The organism is Pseudomonas sp. MF6394, assembly GCF_002018845.1.
Taxonomy (GTDB): Bacteria; Pseudomonadota; Gammaproteobacteria; order Pseudomonadales; family Pseudomonadaceae; genus Aquipseudomonas; species Aquipseudomonas lactis.
The window spans coordinates 18,816-33,561 of sequence record NZ_MVOJ01000049.1; the positions used below are offsets into that span (position 1 = coordinate 18,816).

Here is a 14,746-nt window from a genome sequence, read left to right on the forward strand (position 1 = left end):
CGGAGTCTCCTGAAGAGGAACGCCTGCCTGGAACTGGCAAGCGATGCAGGGATTGTAAGGACAGTTTTCAGCGCCACCTTGTCGCCAAGCGACAACTTCTTATAGCGCCAACCCCGGTTTTACGCGGGTTTACGGCAATGCGACATATTGCGTCGCAATGGCGCAGTGTAAACGCTGCGCTCAGTGAGAGGCAGAGGCACGGCCCGCTGATTTTCGCCTAATGCCTTAACTATCTGCTGCCCGCGAACCCATCAGGCTTGCTGTGATGACAGTGACTCACCCCCACTGAAGGATCAGCCCCGTGCCCACGACAATCAGCCAACGCCTCGCAGTCGCCGCCACCCAAGTGCCTGCTGGGTTTCACACACGCCTGCCGGCCTGGCTGGCAAACGCCTCGGATGACAAGCGCCAAGCGTTGAAAACTGCGCCACTGGATGTCGCCGACTGGCAAGCCGACGCCAGCCGCCAGCAACACGCGCCCCTCAAGCAGGCGGTGGAGCAGAGTTGGACCGCGCAAAGCAAAGTAGACGCGGCACTGGCCGACCTCAAGACACCGCAGGCCTTCGCCGCGCCGCTTTTGCAACAGGCGCTCAAGACCCGCTGGGGCGTGGACATCGATGTCAGCACCACCCATCTGCGCCTGTATGCGCCCCTGACGATCCCACTGTTCCCCATAGAAACCGGCGGCGTCAAAGCCTGGACCGTGTCGCTGGTGGATGCCGCGCTGCACAACTTTGATGCAGCAGAAAGCAAGAAAGCGGCCTACACCGCAGACTCCAGCTTCATCACCCAACCCTCTGCCACCGGGCAATTCGACACCCTGCCCTCAGTAAACAGCAAAGTCAGCATCCAGGCCTTCATCCGGCTCTGCCGTGAACTGGACATCGGCACGCAATACCAGGCCTACCTCAAGACATTTTTCGGTTTCCAGGACGCCACCCGCAAGAGCGCGCTGCGCAGTACCGTCATCGAAAGCCTGAAGGCCGAGGCACAAGCCGCCGTGCACCTGGCGCGCCTGAAAAAGGACGGCAGCGAAGCCGTACTGCGCACGCTCCAGGCCCAGCTCAAAGGCATCAGCAGCCTGACACTGGAAGGCAAGACCCTGCTCAGCCACGACCTGAGCCTGATGGACGCGCCGCTGGCCGGCATTGTGCTGTTCGCCGCCGACCTGGAACTGCACCACAGCGCAGTGCCCGTGGTGGCGTACATTCCCGGCGATCCGCAGGCACCGCTCAAGTATTACCGCGACGGCATTGCCTTCATTCAAGACCTGACCCGCAAATTGCGCGACCCCGATTACCAAGCGTTCTTCAGCCGCTTTATCAGCCACGAACACCGCGCCTACTTCTTTGCCAACCTCAATAACCGCTTGTCCCAGATAACCTGGCACCCCCCCATCCCCGGCGACCCGAGGCCGACCTGGCGCGCTGAACCGGTGGCCAACCCCAAGCTGCAATTGCACGCGACGAAAATCACGGGCGAGCTGTACGAACACCTCTATGAAAGCAAACTCAGCAGGCTGCTCAATGACGCGCGCAATATTGCCGTGTCCACCGCCGACGCCGACAGCAAGGCACGCTGGCAACGTTGGGACGTCGTGGCAAAAATCGGCAAAACCCTGCTCGAAATCGTCGCCTTCATCGCCACGCCGTTCATTCCCCCCCTGGGCCTGCTGATGCTTGGCTACACCGCCTATCAACTGCTCGACGACGTGTTCGAAGGCATCGTCGACTGGGCTGAAGGCCTCAAGCGCCAGGCGTTCGGGCACCTGATGTCGATCCTGGAGCAAATGGTGCAATTGGGTATGTTCGCGGTCGGCGCACCGATTGCCGAAGGGCTGCTACGCCAGGCACTGCCTCGGGAAGTCTGGGCGTTTTTCGAGCGCCTGCACCCGGTCACCTCGCACGACGGCAAAACGCGCCTGTGGAACCCGGACCTGAGCCCCTACGCCCACGACCTTCAGTTGCCCGCCGCCTCACGCCCCCAGACCGATGGATTGCATACCTACGCGGACAAACAAATCCTGCCCCTCGATGGGCAACACTTCGCCGTCAAGCAACAAGCGGACAACACCGTGCTGGTGCACCCAAGCCACATGCATGCCTACCAACCGCCCATTATCGGTAATGGCAAGGGTGCCTGGTTGACCCCACTGGATCGCCCGCTGACCTGGGGCCGCAGCACCTTGCTGCGCCGCCTCGGCCCGCCCGCCGAGAGCCTCAGCGAAACCGGCCTGGAACAGGCACAGCGTATCAGTAGCACCGACGATGGCGCCCTGCGCAAACTCTACATGGACCGCCAGCCGCCACCGCCGTTACTGGCCGACAGCCTCAAGCGCATTCACATCGACCAGCAACTGCAAGACTTCATCGACCAGATGAACAGCGACGACCCGCAGGTTTATCGAAAAGCCGACACGCAGACCCAACTCTGGCTGCTCAGCCAGGCCGGCCTGTGGCCCGAAACCAAAACCCTGCGTTTTCTAAACGCCAAAGGCGAAACGGTATGGGAACACCCTGGCCGGGAAAATGCGGCAGTGGCGCAAATCCATGAAGCGCAGATGAACAACGGCGACCTGCTCAAGACCCTGCTGGAAACCCTCGACGAGCCAGAGCGCAAGACGTTGCTGGAAGAAGACTTTGGCACCCCCACCACCCAATTGCATGTGCGCGCCGCCAAGCTGCGCAAACAGCTGGCACGCAGAGCCGCGGAAAAACGCGCTTCGATGTTCGACTCACGCTACCGAGGCCTGGAGCTGACCACCGATGCGCGCGTTCAGAAGGTCATCGACAGCACGCCCGGCCTGCCGGTCAGCGCGGCCGAGGAAGTGCTGCGCGGCGCCAGCGGCCAGGATCTGCTCGACATCGACCAGGGCGCACTGCCTTCGCACCTGGTCGAACGTGCACGCTGGGCAGCCCATCAGGTCAGAATCAGCCGGGCGTATGAAGGCTTGTACATGAGCGCGCTGGAGAGCGGCGACACCCACCGACTCGCCCTGCACTCCCTGGAAAAACTGCCGGGCTGGTCGCCCCAGATGCGCCTGGAAGTGCGCGATTTCAAGCGCACCGGCCAACTGCACGATGCCATCGGCCCTGCCCAGGCGCCCATCCGACGCCTGTTGGTGCGCACCATCGAGGGTGATTACATTCCCGAAGACAGCAAGGGCACCCTGCTTGGCGAAACCGACTTCTACACCGCCGTGCTCCAGGCGCTGCCCGATGCGCAGCGCGACGCACTGAATATGCAGATCGGCCAAGGTACGCACCTGCGAGAAACCCTGCGCCAACATGCGCTGGCACGTGACGAGCTTGCCCCTCTGCTGGCCGAAGTGCCGCTGCTCAAACCCTCCTACGACCCCACCCTGATGCGCCTGCCCGGCGGCATGGAAGGTTACGATGCCAGCCCATCCACTGCCGGTGGCAGCAGCGGCGTTGTCTCGCTTGAGGCGCGGCTACACGAGTTGTACCCGCAACTGAGCCCCAACGAGCTGACCGCCGTACTCGCTGCCATGCACAACGACCCCGGTACGCCATTGGGTACCCTTCAATTCCTGAAGAACGAGTTCTCGCAGTTGGACGCCAGCCTCAGAGCCTGGCAGCAGAACGTGCCACAAACCCTTGTGGGCACTGACCTACCCCTGAGCCGCTGGCGAATTGCTTCTGAACAGCAGAATCGTCGGCTCTGGGCGCAACGGCTGATCAGCGCCTGGCGCCACGACACACCCCGGGACGCCGCGTTTGATAACGGGCACCTGTTGCAACTCAACCAACCCATTTACGGCGAACTGCCGACACTGGAGGCCAGCTTCGGGCACATCACCAGCCTGGAGTTGCTGGGCTACCTGACCACCCGTGGCACGCCGGCCTTCCTGGGGCGCTTTCCCGGGCTACGCCGGCTGGCTATCAGCGACATCGCCCTCAGGACACTGCCCGAGGAGGTCAGCGCTTTAACTCGCCTCAATGCTCTGGTATTGCGCAATTGCGAACTCAACCTCACCACCCCAAGCCGTGCAGCCCTGGCCAACCTGGCCGAGCTGCACATCCTGGACCTGTCCAACAACCCGCTGGCGCTGGCGCCCAATCTGGAAAACATGGCCAACCTGCGTACGCTCAACCTGGCCCACTGCGGGATTTCCGTCTTCCCCTCCGGCCTGCTCAGTCGACCTCGGCTGGTCAGCGCCAACCTCAGCAACAACCTCCTGCGCAGACTGCCCGACGCCCTGTTTTCCCTGCCCGCCGGCGCCGCCAGGGCCTTCGACCTTTCCGGCAACCCACTCTCACGCACGACGCTTGAACGGATAAAAACCTACTGCCAGAACACCGGGGAACACTTTGGCGCCGACGCCAACCCAGCCGAGGTGCGCCTGGCTCACGCGCTTTACCCGACCTATAGCACCTACGAGACCCATCAATTTATCTTCAGGTTGCCAGGCGGGCTGGACGATTCAATGGCGACACTGGTGCGCCTCAAGGCCGACTACGAACGCCTGCAGGCCGACCTGCAAGAATGGGTGGCGGATGTGCCCGCGCGCTACCCGTTCACGGATGTGCCCATGGATGAACAGGTTCGCGCACAGCAGCAGCTCATGCGCGGGGAAATAAGAGGCCTGCTGGAGCAAGTGTGGCGACGCGAGAGCGACCTGGACTTCAGTCATGACACGCTGGCCCAAACCCATCAAATGGTCCTGACGTTGCCACTGCTGGGCGACCTGCCGAAACTGAATGTGGATTTCAAGCACGTTTCCAAGCTAGAACTGAGGGCGCAAGAAACCACCTCGATACCCGAAGGTTTTCTGGAACGCTTCCCCAACCTGGAGAGCCTGCTGATTGACCGCTATGCCCTGAAAGACATACCCGCTGCCGTCTTCAAGCTGCCCAAGCTCACTACGCTCAGCTTGACGCAATGCCAACTGCGGCTGACCCCCGAAAGTGTCGCCGCGTTGAGCGACCTGCACGACCTGAACTACCTGGACCTGGGCGATAACCCACTGGGGCTGACCCCCGATGTCAGCAACATGTCCGGCCTGGAGACCTTGATGATGGAAAACGCCGGGCTTACTGAAGTGCCGCGCGGCGCATTCAACCTGACGTCGCTCACCCAACTGAACCTGAGCGATAACCGTATCACCGAGTTGCCCACCGACCTGATTGAAGTGGACCCGGACGCAGCGGCAGGCTTTGATCTGAGCGACAACCCCTTCTCACCCGAGGCGCTTGCCACGCTGCGTCGCTATTACAACCGCACGGCGGTGGATTTCGACGTCGCGCAAGCCAGGCAACCGGCGCCAGACGACGCTGGCTCAAGCTCTGCGACTTCATCCGAAACAGACAACGAACCCTGAGCGCCGCTCAACCGCGCTCGGAGGGCACCGACGATAACTCGAACGGGCTGCTGCTGCGCCGCTGGTTACGGTCTTCGCGAGGGGTGGCGCCGAAGAAATTGCGGTAGGCGCTGGAGAAGTGCGGCCCCGAGGAGAAGCCGCACGACAGGCCGATCTGGATGATCGACTTGCTGGTTTGCATCAACATCTGGCGCGCCTTGTTCAGGCGCAATTCCAGGTAGTACTGGCTGGGGACGCGGTTGAGGTATTGCTTGAAGATCCGTTCAAGCTGTCGTCGTGAGACGCACACGTGCTGGGCGATTTCGTCGGTGGTCAGCGGTTCTTCGATATTGGCCTCCATCAACAAAACCGCCTGGGTCAGCTTCGGATGGCTGGAACCCAGGCGGTTTTGCAATGGAATACGCTGGCGCTCGCCGCCTTCGCGGATGCGTTCTACTACCAATTCTTCGGACACCGCACCGGCCAGCTCCGCACCGTGGTCACGGGCCAATACCGCCAGCAGCAGGTCGAGTACCGACATGCCGCCGCAGGCAGTGAGGCGATCACGATCCCAGTCGAACAAATGGCTGGTGGCAATGACCTTGGGGAACCGCTCGGCGAAATCGTCCTGCCAGCGCCAGTGCACGGCGGCGCGGTAGCCATCGAGCAGGCCCAGTTGGGCCAACGGGTACACACCCGCCGACAAGCCGCCGATTACACACCCTGCCCGAACAAGCTGCTTGAGCGCGGAACTCAGTGGCGAAGCGATGACCGTCGGCGGTTCGTCGGCCAACAGGAACAGCTTCTGAAAGCCTTCCAGCTTACCGGCCCACGGCTCACCCGGCAGTTGCCAGGCACCTTCGACGGCGGGTTCGGCGAGCAAAAACGACAGCTCGTAGATCACATCCGGATGCACCCGCTGGGCAACGCGCAAGGCCTCCTCAGCCAGCGCAAGCGTAAGGGCTTTTGTGCTGGGCCAAATCAGGAAACCAATTTTGTGGGCGGTCATGGAGTGCTATCCGGAGCGAAAACAGTGAAAGAAGCTGTGGGCCAATGCTAGCCCGTAAACCAACACAAATCTCAAAAACAATGAAGGCCTGCCCCCCTGTAGGAGCGAGCTTGCTCGCGAAAAACCTGAGAACGCCACGGGGTATCAAGCTTGCCGCGTTATCGTTGACGATCTTCGCGAGCAAGCTCGCTCCTACAGGGGGTGGGTGGCCACCTTGATTATTTCAAACTGCCAGAGAGAAACTGCTGCAAACGCTCCGACTGCGGGTTCACCAGCACTTCCCGCGGGTTGCCACGCTCTTCAACCACGCCTTTGTGCAAAAACACCAGTTGGTTCGACACTTCGCGGGCAAAGCCCATTTCGTGGGTCACCACCACCATGGTGCGGCCTTCCTGGGCCAGGTCCTGCATCACCTTGAGTACTTCGCCTACCAGCTCCGGGTCGAGTGCCGAGGTCGGTTCGTCGAACAGCATTACCTCCGGTTCCATCGCCAGGGCGCGGGCAATCGCTACGCGCTGCTGCTCACCGCCGGACATATGGCCGGGGAACGCATCCTTACGATGGCCCACGCCGACCTTGGCCAGATAGTGCTCAGCCTTTTCACGCGCTTCTTTCTTCGATACGCCCAGCACGTGCACCGGGGCTTCCATCACGTTTTCAAGCGCGGTCATGTGCGACCACAGGTTGAAATGCTGGAACACCATGGACAGGCGCGAACGCATGCGCTGCAACTGCTTGGGGTCGGCGGCCTTCATGGCGCCGTCTTTGTTGGCGACCAGTTTGAGCTCTTCGTTATTGAGCAGAATCTTGCCGGCGTGGGGTTGCTCGAGCAGGTTGATGCAGCGCAAAAAGGTACTTTTGCCCGAACCGCTGGAGCCGATGATGCTGATCACATCACCGGCGGCGGCGGCCAGGGATACACCTTTGAGCACTTCATGACTGCCATAGCGTTTATGCAGGTCTTGGACTTCAAGCTTGTACATGCGGTCGGTTCTCACAAAAACAGGTGGTCAGTCGTTGAGCAAGCGCCCGCAGCGCAGCGCTTCGCGCCCCGCCACCTTGGCCAGCCAGAAACCCGCTTGGGCATAACGTAGCCGTTCAACGGCAAACAACACCCCCGAGGTGCCCGCGCAAATAGTGCTTACGCGGTCGGTGAGGGGGTCAATCACTTCAAAAATCTCATCGCCGGTTTCTACCCAGTCACCGGCTTTACGCAGGTAACTGATCACCCCGGCGTGGGGCGCGAACAACAACTCGGTGCCTTCGAACGGCACGCCTTCGCACGGCTCAAACTGCGGCGCCGGCCATTGGCCTTTGATCAGGCCCTGCTCGGCGAGAAAGGCCAGGATGCCTTCGGCGTGGAAGATCGCTTCATCACGGCCGGTATCAGCCTGGCCGCCCAGCTCCAAGGTCGTCGCCAGACAGGCCAGCGGAATCTGCGCCTCGGGGAACATGCGCGACAAACGCAGCCATGGCAACGAGCACGCTTCGTCAAATGAACTGCCGCCGGAATCTTCCGCCAGCAGGCCGACCTTCACATTCAAATGTGCCGACAACGAACGCCACTGCGGCCAATGCTGGGGCAGCGCGTACATATGCAGCGCTGCCTCAGCATCGCAATGCAGGTCAAGCACCACATCGGCGGTGCAGGCGTGGCTCAGCAGGACGCGTTGCATGCCTTGCAACTGGCTGCTCGGTTCGGGCAAGGCGTCGAGCGCATCGCTCATGGCCTGGCGGATCAGGCGCACATTGGCGTGCGGGTCATCACCCAGCTTGCCTTGCAGCAACTCAGCCACCGGCTCGCTCAGCTCGACAAAATCGCGGTTGAAATTCTTGCCGCTGCCGACTTCGAAACGCCCCTGGTGGCTGCCCTGCAACAACTGGCCGAGGCCCATCGGGTTGGCGACCGGCACCAACTCGATCACGCCGTTGAGCGCGCCTTGCTGTTCCAGCGCCACAAGGCGCTTTTTCAGTTCCCAGGCGGCGCGCATGCCAGGCAATTCATCGGCGTGCAGGCTGGCCTGGATATAGGCCTTGCGCTCGCCGCTGCCGAAACGAAACACGCTCAGTTGGCGCTCGCAGCCCAGGTGCCCCCAGGGCAGCAGATGATCGATACGTTCCATATCAGTGCTTCCGTGGAGCCAGGTAGCTCAGCCAGCGGCGCTCGGCCAACTTGAACAGGCGCACCAGGATGAAGGTCAGGCACAGGTAGAACACGCCGGCGGTGATATAGGCTTCGAACGGCAAGTAGTACTGGGCGTTCACCGTGCGCGCGGCACCGGTGATGTCGATCAGCGTGACGATGGAGGCCAGGCTGGTGGTCTGCAGCATCATGATCACTTCGTTGCTGTACTGCGGCAGCGCACGGCGCAGGGCCGACGGCAACAGGATGCGGCGGTACAGCTTGTAGCGCGACATGCCCATGGCCTTGGCCGCTTCGATCTCACCGTTTGGCGTGGCCTTGAGGCTGCCGGCGATGATCTCGGCGGTGTAGGCGCTGGTGTTGATGGCAAACGCCAGGCACGCACAGAACGTGGCACTGGACAGCAGCGGCCACAGGAAGCTCTCGCGCACCACTTCAAACTGCGCCAGGCCGTAGTAGATCAAAAACAACTGCACCAGCATCGGCGTGCCGCGGATCACATAGGTATAGAGCCAGGCCACGCCGTTGACGACAGGCTGCTTGGACACCCGCATCAAGCCCAGGGGCAAGGCGGCGAGCAGGCCGAAGAACAGCGAGATGGCGAGCAGTTTCAGGGTGGTCAGCAAGCCGCCAAGGTACAGCGGCATGGCCTCCCAGATGACGTTGTAGTCGAAGATCATAGATCAGCCGCCCTTACGCCTACCGAGTAGCGCTTCTCAAGGTAACGCAAGGCCAGCAACGACACGCTGGTGATCACCAGGTACATCGCCGCCACTGCGAGGAAGAAGGTAAAAGGCTCGCGGGTGGCGTCTGCCGCCTGCTTGGCCTTGAACATCATGTCTTGCAGACCCACCACCGAAATCAGCGCGGTGGCCTTGGTCAATACCAGCCAGTTGTTGGTAAAACCAGGGATCGCCAGCCGAATCATCTGCGGCACCATCACCCGGAAAAACACCTGGAAGCTGCTCATGCCATACGCCAGGCCGGCTTCAGCCTGGCCCTTGGGAATGGCCATGAAGGCGCCACGGAAAGTTTCCGACAGGTAGGCGCCAAAGATGAAACCCAGGGTGCCGATACCGGCGGCCAGGGGGTTCAAGTCGATATAGTCGTCAAAGCCCAGCAAGGGCGCGACGCGGTTGAGCAAGTCCTGACCGCCGTAGAAAATCAGCAGGATCAGCACCAGGTCGGGGATCCCGCGGATCACCGTGGAGTACAGGTCGCCCAGCCAAGCCAGCCAGCGTACCGGCGACAGGCGTAGCGCGACCCCGATCAGACCCAGAACAATGGCCAAGGCCATGGACGACAAGGCGAGCTGAAGCGTCAACCATGCGCCATCGAGGATGACGGCCCCGTAGCCTTTCAACATGATTCAGGTCCTCGAAAAGGGGGATGAAAAAATGGCGCAAACTTCAGGATGACTGTTGCTTGCGCCATTTCGGACGGACAGCTGCGATGAGTTACTTGGCGTCAGCGCCGTAAATATCGAAGTCGAAGTACTTGTCCTGGATTTTCTTGTATTCGCCGTTGGCACGGATCGCAGCGATGGCCGCATTGATGCGCTCAAGGTTTTCCTTGTCGCCTTTGCGCACTGCGATGCCGATACCGTCACCGAAGTATTTGGCTTCGGTGAACGATGGGCCTACAAACGCGTAGCCTTTGCCGGCGTCGGTTTTCAGGAAACCGTCTTGCAGCAGGGTGGCGTCAGCCACGGTACCGTCGAGACGACCGGCGGCCACATCCAGGTAGATTTCGTTCTGGGTGCTGTAGCCCTTGATATTCGCGCCTTTTGGCGCCAGGACTTCACGGGCGAAACGGTCGTGGATCGAACCGCGCTGCACACCGATCGTCTTGCCTTTGAGCTCATCCAAGCCGTCGCTGACGGTGGTGCCTTCCTTCATCACCAGGCGCGCTGGGGACAGGTAGTAGCGGGTGGTGAAGTCCACGGATTTCTTGCGGTCGTCAGTGATAGACATGGACGACAGGATCGCGTCGATCTTGCGCACTTTGAGTGCCGGGATCAGACCATCGAATTCCTGCTCGACCCAGGTGCACTTGACGTCCATCTGCTTGCACAGGGCGTTGCCGATGTCGTAGTCAAAACCGACGATGCTGCCATCCGGCGCCTTCGAGGCAAACGGAGGGTAAGCCGCTTCGATACCAATTTTCAGCGGCTTGCCTTCGGCGAAAGCCTGCATGGACAGCACGGACAGCGCCAGGGCGCCCAACAGCACGAGTTTCTTCATCTTGGGACTCCATCGGTATAGGGCAAAAACAGCAGTATGAGCCATGGCCCACGATGCGGCGAAGGTGTAACCGAATAGCGGTGCTGCGTCCTGCGCGGGCGACACCTGCGACGACGAGCGAGTGATCGGCATTCTAACGACAGGCCGGAAGCCGATATTTCCTCAATGCGACAACAATTTACAGAAGCACTGAGAAAGCGGTTCCAGCTCATTGACAGCCTCTGAATTTTATGCAGAGACAAAAGATATTAAACCTGATGATGCTGCAAATTGCGGGCCTATTATTCGCAAACCCTTCTAGCACGGCAAGTCTGGCGTTTAATCTTATTTTTCAGGGTGTCTAGAACGCGGTTTTTCGGGGCGTAGGCGTGGTCCATCGCCCCAGGTTTGTGCGGGCGGTTACACATTTGAGCGGGTCGGTAACATTCAGAAACGTCCTACGTGGAAAACCGATATTTATTGGTTTGGTTGTGATGCGGCTCTGTCAGACCGCCACCCACACCCCTTTGTGGGAGCTGGCTTGCCTGCGATAACGGTGTATCAGCCAAAGATGGGCTAACTGATAAATAGCTATCGCAGGCAAGCCAGCTCCCACATTGAACCTCGGTGCTTCTGAGCCCCCAAAAAAAGCCCCATCCGGCTTCCACCGAATGGGGCTCTGTCCCACCTACCCCGCTTACGCGACGTTCATGGTCTTGTGCGTTTCAATCAAATGCGCCACCACACTCGGATCTGCCAGGGTGGAGATATCCCCCAAGCCATCGTATTCAGCCGTGGCGATCTTGCGCAAAATGCGCCGCATGATTTTCCCCGAGCGTGTTTTCGGCAGCCCTGGTGCCCACTGGATTACATCCGGCGAGGCAATCGGCCCGATTTCCTTGCGCACCCAGTTCTTCAATTCCAGGCGCAGCGCTTCATTGGGCTCTTCGCCATTTTTCAGGGTGACATACACATAGATGCCCTGCCCCTTGATGTCGTGGGGCACGCCCACCACCGCCGCCTCGGCGACTTTCGGGTGGGCAACCATGGCGCTCTCGATCTCGGCGGTGCCCATGCGGTGGCCGGACACGTTCAACACGTCATCCACACGGCCCGTGATCCACCAGTAGCCGTCCTCATCGCGACGTGCGCCGTCACCGGTGAAGTACATGCCGCGGAAGGTCTTGAAGTAGGTGTCGACAAAACGGTCATGGTCGCCGTACAGGGTACGCGCCTGGCCTGGCCAGGAATCCAGAATCACCAGGTTGCCTTCGGCGGCGCCTTCGATGATGTTGCCCAGGTTATCCACCAGCGCCGGCACCACCCCGAAGAACGGCCGTGCCGCCGAACCCGGCTTCAACGCATGGGCGCCCGGCAGTGGGCTCATCAGCGTGGCGCCGGTTTCGGTCTGCCACCAGGTATCGACGATCGGGCAGCGGGATTGGCCGACGTTCTTGTAGTACCAATCCCAGGCTTCCGGGTTGATCGGCTCGCCCACCGAACCCAGCAGGCGCAGGCTGCTGCCGTCGGCGCCTTCGCAGGCGGCGGTGCCGGAGGCCATCATGGCGCGGATGGCGGTCGGTGCGGTGTAGAGGATGTTGACCTTGTGCTTGTCGACGATCTTCGCCACGCGGGTGATGTCCGGGTAGTTCGGCACGCCTTCGAACAGCAGCGTGGTCGCGCCATTGGCCAGCGGGCCGTAGACGATGTAGGTGTGGCCAGTGACCCAACCGACGTCGGCGGTGCACCAATAGATTTCGCCCGGGCGGTAGTCGAATACGCGCTCATGGGTCAGGGCCGCGTAGAGCAGGTAGCCACCGGTGGTGTGCTGCACGCCCTTAGGCTTGCCGGTAGAGCCGGAGGTATAGAGGATGAACAGCGCTTCTTCGGCGCCCATCTCTTTGGGCGCGCAGACGGTGCCCGCCACTTTCATCAGGTCTTCGTACCAGATGTCGCGATGCTGGTTCCACTTGATCGCGCCATTGGTGCGCTTGCACACGATCACCTTCTGGATGCTGCTGGTTTCCGGGTTGGTCAGTGCGTCGTCGACGTTAGCCTTCAGCGGAATCTTCTTACCGGCACGGATGCCTTCGTCTGCGGTAATCACCACTTTCGACTTACAGTCGATGATGCGACCGGCCAGGGCTTCCGGCGAGAAACCGCCAAACACCACCGAATGGATCGCGCCAATGCGGGTACAGGCCAGCATGGCGACCACGGCTTCGGGGATCATCGGCATATAGATAGTCACCACGTCGCCGCGATGCACATCCTGGCCGCGCAGGGCGTTGGCGAACTTGCAGACTTCTTCATGCAACTCGCGGTAGGTGATATTGCGGCTCTCGGCAGGGTCATCGCCCTCCCAGATGATTGCGATCTGGTCGCCACGTTCGGCGAGGTGACGATCCAGGCAATTGTAGGAAACGTTCAGGGTGCCATCGGCGAACCATTTGATGTCGACATGGTGGTCGTCGAAAGAGGTCTGCTTGACCGCGGTGAAAGGCTTGACCCAGTCAAGGCGTTTGGCTTGCTCACGCCAGAAGCCATCGGGGTTGACCACCGACTGCTGGTACATGGCCTTGTAGGTCGCCTCGTCGGTCAGCGTGTTGGCTGCTACTTCGGGGCGAACGGGGTACAGGGAAGCCGCACTCATCTTTCTTACCTCGGTGACATAGTTGTTGTTGTATGGCCCCTGTTGTAGCCGGGGTGGGCCTATAGAACCATTCGACGATGGTAGTAACAAGACCCTACAAATTGCCCTGCTATGCCGTTTCACCGCTCTGGCCCGCGTGCTGCGGCGCTTGGCAGCTTTCTGAAAAAATCTTAATCGAGGGATTGTTACAAAAACCGCCAAAAGTGTTTATCAAAACCACGGGTATATGAATATAACCGAGGCGCCTAAAATCAACTCCGCCAACAAGGCACTCTGATTAACAACGCAACAGCCCCCACGAAGGCAACGTTAATCCGAACTTCCCAACTTTCAAGTGACACACGCGGCCTCACAAGGGCCCCGTGCCCCCTTTCGCCCTGAAGAAGGTAATGAAGCAATGAAAGCGTTATTAGTGATGGCCCTGAGCAGCCTGTGCGCCACCGCCGCCCTGGCTGACGAAGCCCCGACTGAACTGGCCGGCCAGAACGCCCCGATCGTTGAGGACTACACCTACAGCACTCACTTGGATGTGGCCAAAGTCTTGTCCATGAGCAGCATTCCAGAAGTCTGCGAAGTTGTACCGGCGAAGATGGAATATGAAGATTCGCAAGGCCAGCGGCATATTCTTAACTATCAAGTGATGGGCAATGGTTGCTCTAACGGCTAACAACTTCTGAAGTTGGATTCTTAATTGCCGCAAGAAATCGTTCTTGCGGCCAAGAACCCGCCCTTGAATACACCGCACATCAACTGTGGGAGCTGGCTTGCCTGCGAAGGCGATTTCAGCCACGACCACTCTTTTTACGCCCGCTTCCCCTGCCCCAAAAAAAACATCCCCGCCCGTCAAAAACCCCCACCCCCTGCAAAGCCTTGCAAACACTCGCTTTGGCCGAAAACCACGTCATTTTGGCGCTCCCAAGTGACCATCCGCCGCAACACAAACCCAATTTTTTCCCTATAATGCGCGGGTAAATCGGGCCTGCAATATCCCTTTACACAGGGATAAAGAGCCAGACCTTGAGCCTGCGCTGCAGCAAGCACGCATCGCTACGCCCCTCAAGCCTCATGCAGCACCCGTAACCTGATTCCGTTTATTTGCCTGCGCGAGCTGTTGCAACAAACGATTCCTTAAGATCCACCGCGGCCCTAGGGCCGTGTGAACACCCAACCATCCGGTTTCACACGGGCACCTTTGAGCCCTCACGCAGGAGACGACACGTCATGCTGAGCTGGGACGAATTCGACAAAGAAGAAGAAGGCGAAGTAGCCGCTAAAGGCGCCAACGCCGGCCACGCCACCGAAGCCAACATGGACCGCCTCGACGGTGCCGGCGCCGCTGCCGCCGTGGAAGCACGCGCCGTCACCGCCAACGACTCCGCCGCCATCGTGCGCGCCAAGG

9 protein-coding genes and 1 pseudogene are annotated in these 14,746 nt (G+C 60.4%); 3 read left to right on the forward strand and 7 right to left on the reverse strand.

The annotated features are described in order from the left end of the window. Positions 1–301: 301 nt before the first annotated feature. Positions 302–5,341, forward strand: coding sequence for a leucine-rich repeat domain-containing protein (locus MF6394_RS31030; RefSeq protein WP_238597325.1), 5,040 nt, complete (start codon positions 302–304; stop codon positions 5,339–5,341). 7 nt (positions 5,342–5,348) lie between these two features. Here the strand turns inward: MF6394_RS31030 and argR are convergent, their stop codons facing one another. From argR to acs, 7 genes are all read right to left on the reverse strand, one after another. After that, positions 5,349–6,329, reverse strand: coding sequence for a transcriptional regulator ArgR (gene argR / locus MF6394_RS31035; protein ID WP_014719597.1), 981 nt, complete (start codon positions 6,327–6,329; stop codon positions 5,349–5,351). 218 nt (positions 6,330–6,547) lie between these two features. Next, on the reverse strand, positions 6,548–7,312 hold the full coding sequence (locus tag MF6394_RS31040; RefSeq protein ID WP_003193620.1) for an ABC transporter ATP-binding protein: 765 nt from the start codon (positions 7,310–7,312) through the stop codon (positions 6,548–6,550). Between the two features lie 27 nt (positions 7,313–7,339). Continuing rightward, entirely contained in the window at positions 7,340–8,452 is a 1,113-nt protein-coding gene (locus MF6394_RS31045; protein WP_044267685.1) for a succinylglutamate desuccinylase/aspartoacylase family protein, read from the reverse strand. A 1-nt stretch (position 8,453) separates the two neighbouring features. Further along, a complete protein-coding gene (locus MF6394_RS31050) occupies positions 8,454–9,152 on the reverse strand; it encodes an ABC transporter permease (protein ID WP_005790641.1) in 699 nt (232 codons plus the stop codon). Beyond that, a complete protein-coding gene (locus tag MF6394_RS31055; protein WP_003193627.1) occupies positions 9,149–9,838 on the reverse strand; it encodes an ABC transporter permease in 690 nt (229 codons plus the stop codon). The genes MF6394_RS31050 and MF6394_RS31055 overlap by 4 nt, the downstream gene beginning before the upstream one ends. Positions 9,839–9,929: 91 nt before the next feature. Next, positions 9,930–10,715, reverse strand: a complete 786-nt coding sequence (locus MF6394_RS31060) for an ABC transporter substrate-binding protein (protein WP_047711612.1) — start codon at positions 10,713–10,715, stop codon at positions 9,930–9,932. Positions 10,716–11,391: 676 nt separating this feature from the next. After that, on the reverse strand, positions 11,392–13,347 hold the full coding sequence (gene acs / locus MF6394_RS31065; protein WP_005790645.1) for an acetate--CoA ligase: 1,956 nt from the start codon (positions 13,345–13,347) through the stop codon (positions 11,392–11,394). A 397-nt stretch (positions 13,348–13,744) separates the two neighbouring features. Between acs and MF6394_RS31070 the strand changes: the two genes are divergently transcribed. Both MF6394_RS31070 and MF6394_RS33560 read left to right on the forward strand, forming a co-directional pair. Continuing rightward, positions 13,745–14,014 carry a DUF2790 domain-containing protein gene (locus MF6394_RS31070; protein WP_003193635.1) on the forward strand — a complete coding sequence of 90 codons (270 nt, stop codon included), beginning with the start codon at positions 13,745–13,747 and terminating at the stop codon, positions 14,012–14,014. 554 nt (positions 14,015–14,568) lie between these two features. Then, positions 14,569–14,746, forward strand: a pseudogene (locus MF6394_RS33560) (ribonucleotide-diphosphate reductase subunit beta); the annotation flags it as partial.

Bases quoted from the DNA above. Each gene is read 5' to 3' on its own strand.
- argR (WP_014719597.1), bottom strand. From the start codon at position 6,329: ATGACCGCCCACAAAATTGGTTTCCTGATTTGGCCCAGCACAAAAGCC.
- MF6394_RS31040 (WP_003193620.1), bottom strand. From the start codon at position 7,312: ATGTACAAGCTTGAAGTCCAAGACCTGCATAAACGCTATGGCAGTCAT.
- MF6394_RS31045 (WP_044267685.1), bottom strand. From the start codon at position 8,452: ATGGAACGTATCGATCATCTGCTGCCCTGGGGGCACCTGGGCTGCGAG.
- MF6394_RS31050 (WP_005790641.1), bottom strand. From the start codon at position 9,152: ATGATCTTCGACTACAACGTCATCTGGGAGGCCATGCCGCTGTACCTT.
- MF6394_RS31055 (WP_003193627.1), bottom strand. From the start codon at position 9,838: ATGTTGAAAGGCTACGGGGCCGTCATCCTCGATGGCGCATGGTTGACG.
- MF6394_RS31060 (WP_047711612.1), bottom strand. From the start codon at position 10,715: ATGAAGAAACTCGTGCTGTTGGGCGCCCTGGCGCTGTCCGTGCTGTCC.
- acs (WP_005790645.1), bottom strand. From the start codon at position 13,347: ATGAGTGCGGCTTCCCTGTACCCCGTTCGCCCCGAAGTAGCAGCCAAC.
- MF6394_RS31070 (WP_003193635.1), top strand. From the start codon at position 13,745: ATGAAAGCGTTATTAGTGATGGCCCTGAGCAGCCTGTGCGCCACCGCC.